Here is a 5,190-nt window from a genome sequence, read left to right on the forward strand (position 1 = left end):
ACATGAGTGACGACCAGACGCAGCAGCCGGGCTCGGGTGAGCAGAGCAGCGACGACAAGCAGGATCCCCGCGTCGTCGTCGTGACCCACGAGAGCATGGGGATCGCCGACTCCGACTCGGGCGACGGCGAGAGCGACCGCGAGCGCAAGAACCCGGCAGACCTCGTCGAGGAGCCGGCCAAGGTGATGCGGATCGGGTCGATGATCAAGCAGCTCCTCGAGGAGGTGCGCAGCGCCCCCCTCGACGAGCCGGGCCGCCGGCGGCTCGCCGAGCTCCACCACCAGTCGCTCGAGGAGCTGAAGGACGGCCTCGCCCCCGAGCTCGTGGCGGAGCTCGACCGGATCGCCTCGCCCTTCCGGGACGAGTCACCCAGCGACGCCGAGCTGCGCATCGCGCAGGCCCAGCTGGTCGGCTGGCTCGAAGGCCTCTTCCACGGCATCCAGACGGCGCTGGTGGCCCAGCAGATGGCCGCGCAGCAGCAGCTCGCCCAGATGCGCGCCCTTCCCCCGGGGCGCCCGGGCTCGCCCTACGGAGCGCCGTCGGTCCCCGGCGCACCGAACGTCCCCCGCGAGGGCGGCCCGACCGGCCAGTACCTCTGACCTCTCCTCCCGAACTGACCGTGCGAGGGTCGAGCGGGTCCGTATACCGGCCCGCTCGCCCTCGAGCGGTCCGTTCGCGCGGCTCTAGGGTGACCGGGTGAACGTGCTGCTCCGGCTCATCGGCGTCCCGGTCCTCCAGGCGCTCATCGCGCGCCTCCCCCGACCCGTCGCCCGGGCCCTGGGTGCCGTGCTTGTCGTCTGCAGCAGCCTGCTGCCGTTCGGCGCACTCGCGACCCGGCAGATCACGCTCGGGGACGTCGTGCTCGTCTACTGGATCGAGTCGGTCCTCATCTTCGGCTGGTCGATCATCCGGGCGAGGACCTCCCGCGCCGGCACCGATGAGACGCGGCGCTTCGCCCCGCTGTTCGGCTCGGTCTTCTTCGGGATCTGGTCGCTCGTCATGGGCGTGTGGGCGATCATCATCGCGGTCTCGATCGGGCTTACCGGCGGGGTGGTGCAGTACGTCGTCATCGTCGGCGCGATCCTGCTCAGCACGAGCTACAGCCTTGCCTACCAGTGGTTCTTCCGCGGGCAGCGGGACGTCGTCTCACCGATCATGGCGGTCGTCCCCGCGATCCCGCGGTGCCTCCCGCTCATGGCGGGGACGCTGGTCGGCGCCTTCACGAGCACGCTGCTCACCGACGAGCAGGTCAGGGCGGGTCTGCTACTCATCGCCTTCCGGACCGTCGTCGACATCGTCGTTCAGCTCGCCCTCGACCTCATCGGAGAGCGCCGCCTCGCCAACGACGTGCCCACCGCAGCGGGACGGCGCGCAACTGCGGAAGCCGGCTGAACGGCATACGCCACGGGGTATGCCGCTCGCCGCGCTCCCGCTCAGCCGTGCACGTGGGCGTTGTGTCGGGCCTGCAGGACGACGGTCGGCAGGAAGGCGAGGACGATGCCCACGAAGAACCACAACAGCAGGTGCGTCGGGGTGAGGATGCCGCTGACGAGGCCGGCGAAGGCGCCGGCGATGCGCAGGATCAGCGTGCTGCCCGGCTCCTGCTCGGGGCGGCCCATCCACGGCACCGGCGAGCGTGGGTTCGCGAGGACGAGCTGATGGGTCGAGAGGGTCAGCAGCACGGCCGCGACGACGAGGGCGACGATCCACATGCCAGCGATTGTGCCAAAGCACCCCGGGGACGGCGGCGCTCGAACACGTAGGGTGTTGGCGATGATCAGCACGAGTCGGCGAGTCTGGGTGCGCCGGGCGGAGATGCTCGGGCGCTGGCTGGCGGTGCTCGTGCTCTGCTACCTCGGTGGCGTCGCGGCGACGAACCTCGCGCCGACCGTGGTCGAGACGGACCATTACCGCGCGGTGCTGCGCCTCGATGTCATCCCGACGCACAGCCCCGTCCTCCACGCGCCGACCATCGTGGGGGATGTCGACCTGCAGTTCGGCTCACCACTCGTCGCCCCCGGCCTGGACGTCGAGGTCTCCGTGCAGGAGGGGATCACCGGCCTGCTGACCGGGCCGGACGTGTCCGTCAACGCGCTGCAACCCACCGACGACCAGATCTCGGCCGCGATCCGGGAGGCGGTGGTGGGCGTCGGTCTGCGGTTCGTGGCCGGCGCGCTGATCGTGGCGCTCGCCCTGACGACCGCGATCCACTACGCGATCCGGCGACGGCCGCAGTGGCCCAATATCGGGCTCGTCGCGTCGGCGCTCGCGGTCACCTGCGTCGTCACGGGCGGGAGCACGGCCCTGACGTACCAACCGAGCCGGTTCCAGTCGTTCACGACGACCGGTGTGCTCGGGCTCGTCCAACGCAACGCCGGCATGCTCACCGGCGTCGAGGCACGGGCCGCGGCCGTCACGCCATACGTACGCAACCTGCTCGCCGTCTCGCAGGCGCTCCAGTCCAAGTTCGTGCCCGGCGAGCTGAGCAACCCCGTCGCGGCGCGGTTCCTGCTCGTGTCGGACATCCACGGCACCAACCAGTACTCCCTGATGCGATCGATCATCAAGGAGGAGCAGGTCGACGCCGTCATCGACTCGGGCGACCTCATCAACTTCGGTCATGTCCAGGAGGCCGAGGCAGCCGGCATCTTCAAGAGCATCGAGTCGCTCGGGGTGCCCTAAATCTACGTCGCCGGTAACCACGACCAGTCGTCGCCGACGGACCGGGCGCTCCTCGAGCGGCTCCAGAGGATCCCGAACGTCGTGCTGCTGCAGGGGCCACGGGGCAGCTACCACGAGCTCAGCTTCCACGGCCTGCGGATCGCGGGCTTCAACGACCCGCGCTGGTTCGGGGACGACAACAAGGACCCGAAGGCCAAGGAGGCGCCCGCGGTCGACGCCTTCAACCGGACGATGGCGAACGAGCCCGAGCCCGACATCGTCGTCGCACACGAGCCGTATGCCGCAGCCGCGGTCGAGCGCGCCCGCATCCTCATCAACGGGCACATCCACGCCGCGGACCTCAAGGGAAACCGGATCCAGGTCGGCACCTTCACCGGCGGCGGGGTCTTCTCGCACTACACGACCGGTGAGGACGCCGAGCTGACGGGACAGCCGTACGCCTTCGACATCGTGACGTTCGGGTCGAGCTGCAACCTCTCCCAGCTGACCCGCTACAGCTACCGGAACCTGCTCGAAGGCCGGCCGGCCTACGACTCGATCCAGGTCATCAACGGCACGACGATCGATCCGACCATCCAGCCGGCGCCGCAGGACCAGTCGCGCGACACCTCGCCGGCCGGCCAGGGCCAGGCGACCCGGTCATGTAGTCCCATCGAGCCGACGTCGACCCGCACCATCACCCCGGCCCCGGCGAATGCGCCCGCCCCGGACACGCAGTCGCCATCGACGGCGACTCCGGCAGGCTGACTCGGCCGGCCTGGGGCCTGCCTGATCCGCTCCGTGAGCCGATGTGCCGGCCAGCGCGGGAACCACTGCCATCACCGTCACTGTGACCGCGCTCGGTCAGAAGGGTGGCGGCTCCGGCGGGCAGTCTGCGCCCCACCGGGCAGAGGGATCAGGGTTTGGCTCGGGTCCGTAGGGGCGGGTGACGGGTTCGGGGTTGTGGTCGTGACCCCCGAACTTGCGTCTGGGCCGAACATCCTCGAGCCAGTCGGCGGGATAGGTGACGTACCGACGGCCGGCGCTGGTGCGCCAGGTCACCCGGGCGTCATGCGGATCACGGACCGCTCGCCAGAATCCCGCGGTGCGGATGCGATGGTGCTGGCGGTGCTTATCGGTCAGGTTGGTGACGGCGGTCGGGCCCTCGGGGTAGGCAATGTCGTGGTCGACGTCGCAGCGGGACGCCGGAACTGTGCACCCCGGGCCGCGGCAGACCCCGTCGACCGCAATCACGTGCTCGACCATCGCCGCCGTCGGCCGGTAGCCGCGGTGCGAGAGCCGGAGAGCGGTGCCCGAGTCGAGGTCGGCCAGCATGGTCTGCCAGATCGAGCCCTCGGCGGTGATGATGGCCCGAGCCTGCTCGGCGGCGAGCCAACCGTGGCCAGGCAACTGGCAGGGAGCCTCGTCCAGCCCGAGGGCCGTGGTGATTGGCACCACGATCCAGACCTTCGCGGCGGGCCGGTGACCGAAGCTGGCGTACCAGTCCGGCACGAACCGGCAAGAGTGCGGCTTCGTTCCGTCCGCGGCGTCCGCGCCATCCGCCGTGTCCCTGCCGTACGCGCCGTCCGCGCCATCCGCGCCATCCGCGGTGTCGCTGCCGTACGCGCTGTCCCTGCCGTCAGCCCCGCAGTCGGCGTCGCCTGAAGGCCGTCGGCCAACCGGACCCGCCATCGAGCCGCAACCGGCGGTCCCGCAGGGTTGGCCGTAACTGGCCGCCCCGGTGATGAAATCGGCTCGCAGCTGATCGAGAGAGCGTGGGTCCCCGGCGGCCTTCGCGGCGCGGGCGGCCGCGTCGGCCCGGTCGATGGCGGCGGCGATCTTGTCTGCGTCGTTGCGCACGACGAGCTCGCCGGTGCCGTCGTCGAAGATCTGCGCCCGTGCCCCGTTGCGTCGCCGCGCTGCACGCCGCCGCGCGGCGGCGGCCGCGGCATCGGCGTCCGCGCGGAGGATCGCTCGTCGCAGCCTCTGCCGGAACAGGTTTCCGGAGAGTCCGGCACCATCGCGGGTGGGGGCGAAGACGGACTCGACCAGCTCGGCCACCACGTCGTGCTGCAGGTGTCGGGTCTCCTCTACGACCTGGCAGGCTCGCCGCAGCGAGACCGTCCCGGCGGCAAGCAGCTCCCAGAGTGGTCCGAACCGCTCCACCGGTCCGGCAGCCAGCTCGGCGCGGACCGCGGTCTCGCCTTGGGAGAGCCCGGTCGCCGTCGCCACCTCCATCGTGACGAGCTCGTCGGGACTGACCGGCACGGCGCGAGCCGCAGCCGGGGCTGCGGCGACCATCGACTCGGCGAGCGACTGCATCCGTGCCAGCGCGACGAGGGACTGCGCGTCGAGGGCCGCCTTGGCGCGCTCCACCGCCTCCACGACCCGCAGCTCGGCATCCATCGCCGCCTCGAGCGAGTCAGCGGCAGGTCCGGACGGCGAGGGGGAAGGCGCGGCCGGCATGGGGACCACACGCGCCAACGCGCCGACCAACGGGGCGAGGATCCGGTGCCGAGTTTCCGACTC

The 5,190-nt window shown here is 71.0% G+C and carries 6 protein-coding genes; 4 read left to right on the plus strand and 2 right to left on the minus strand.

From position 1 onward, the window contains the following. The first annotated feature begins 2 nt into the window (after positions 1–2). Together ACTHJJ_RS05435 and ACTHJJ_RS05440 are read left to right on the plus strand one after the other, a co-directional pair. A complete protein-coding gene (locus tag ACTHJJ_RS05435) occupies positions 3–599 on the plus strand; it encodes a proteasome activator (RefSeq protein ID WP_440301921.1) in 597 nt (198 codons plus the stop codon). Between the two features lie 97 nt (positions 600–696). Then, positions 697–1,392, plus strand: coding sequence for a DUF6498-containing protein (locus ACTHJJ_RS05440; protein WP_440301922.1), 696 nt, complete (start codon positions 697–699; stop codon positions 1,390–1,392). Positions 1,393–1,433: 41 nt separating this feature from the next. Here ACTHJJ_RS05440 and ACTHJJ_RS05445 read toward each other — a convergent pair whose 3' ends face one another. After that, positions 1,434–1,712 carry a hypothetical protein gene (locus tag ACTHJJ_RS05445; RefSeq protein WP_440301923.1) on the minus strand — a complete coding sequence of 93 codons (279 nt, stop codon included), beginning with the start codon at positions 1,710–1,712 and terminating at the stop codon, positions 1,434–1,436. A 61-nt stretch (positions 1,713–1,773) separates the two neighbouring features. Here ACTHJJ_RS05445 and ACTHJJ_RS05450 point away from each other — a divergent pair, with 61 nt between their 5' ends. After that, positions 1,774–2,682: a hypothetical protein gene (locus ACTHJJ_RS05450; RefSeq protein ID WP_440301924.1), complete on the plus strand. Its 909-nt coding sequence runs from the start codon at positions 1,774–1,776 to the stop codon at positions 2,680–2,682. 81 nt (positions 2,683–2,763) lie between these two features. Then, positions 2,764–3,429 carry a hypothetical protein gene (locus ACTHJJ_RS05455; RefSeq protein WP_440301925.1) on the plus strand — a complete coding sequence of 222 codons (666 nt, stop codon included), beginning with the start codon at positions 2,764–2,766 and terminating at the stop codon, positions 3,427–3,429. Positions 3,430–3,525: 96 nt separating this feature from the next. Here ACTHJJ_RS05455 and ACTHJJ_RS05460 read toward each other — a convergent pair. Then, positions 3,526–5,190: HNH endonuclease signature motif containing protein (locus ACTHJJ_RS05460; protein ID WP_440301926.1), on the minus strand; the 1,665-nt coding region annotated here is incomplete at its 5' end.

Source organism: Intrasporangium sp., assembly GCF_051961875.1.
Lineage (GTDB): Bacteria > Actinomycetota > Actinomycetes > Actinomycetales > Dermatophilaceae > Intrasporangium_A.

Excerpts from the sequence above, each read along its gene's own strand:
- ACTHJJ_RS05435 (WP_440301921.1), top strand. The coding sequence starts at position 3 with ATGAGTGACGACCAGACGCAGCAGCCGGGCTCGGGTGAGCAGAGCAGC.
- ACTHJJ_RS05450 (WP_440301924.1), top strand. The coding sequence starts at position 1,774 with ATGATCAGCACGAGTCGGCGAGTCTGGGTGCGCCGGGCGGAGATGCTC.
- ACTHJJ_RS05445 (WP_440301923.1), bottom strand. The coding sequence starts at position 1,712 with ATGTGGATCGTCGCCCTCGTCGTCGCGGCCGTGCTGCTGACCCTCTCG.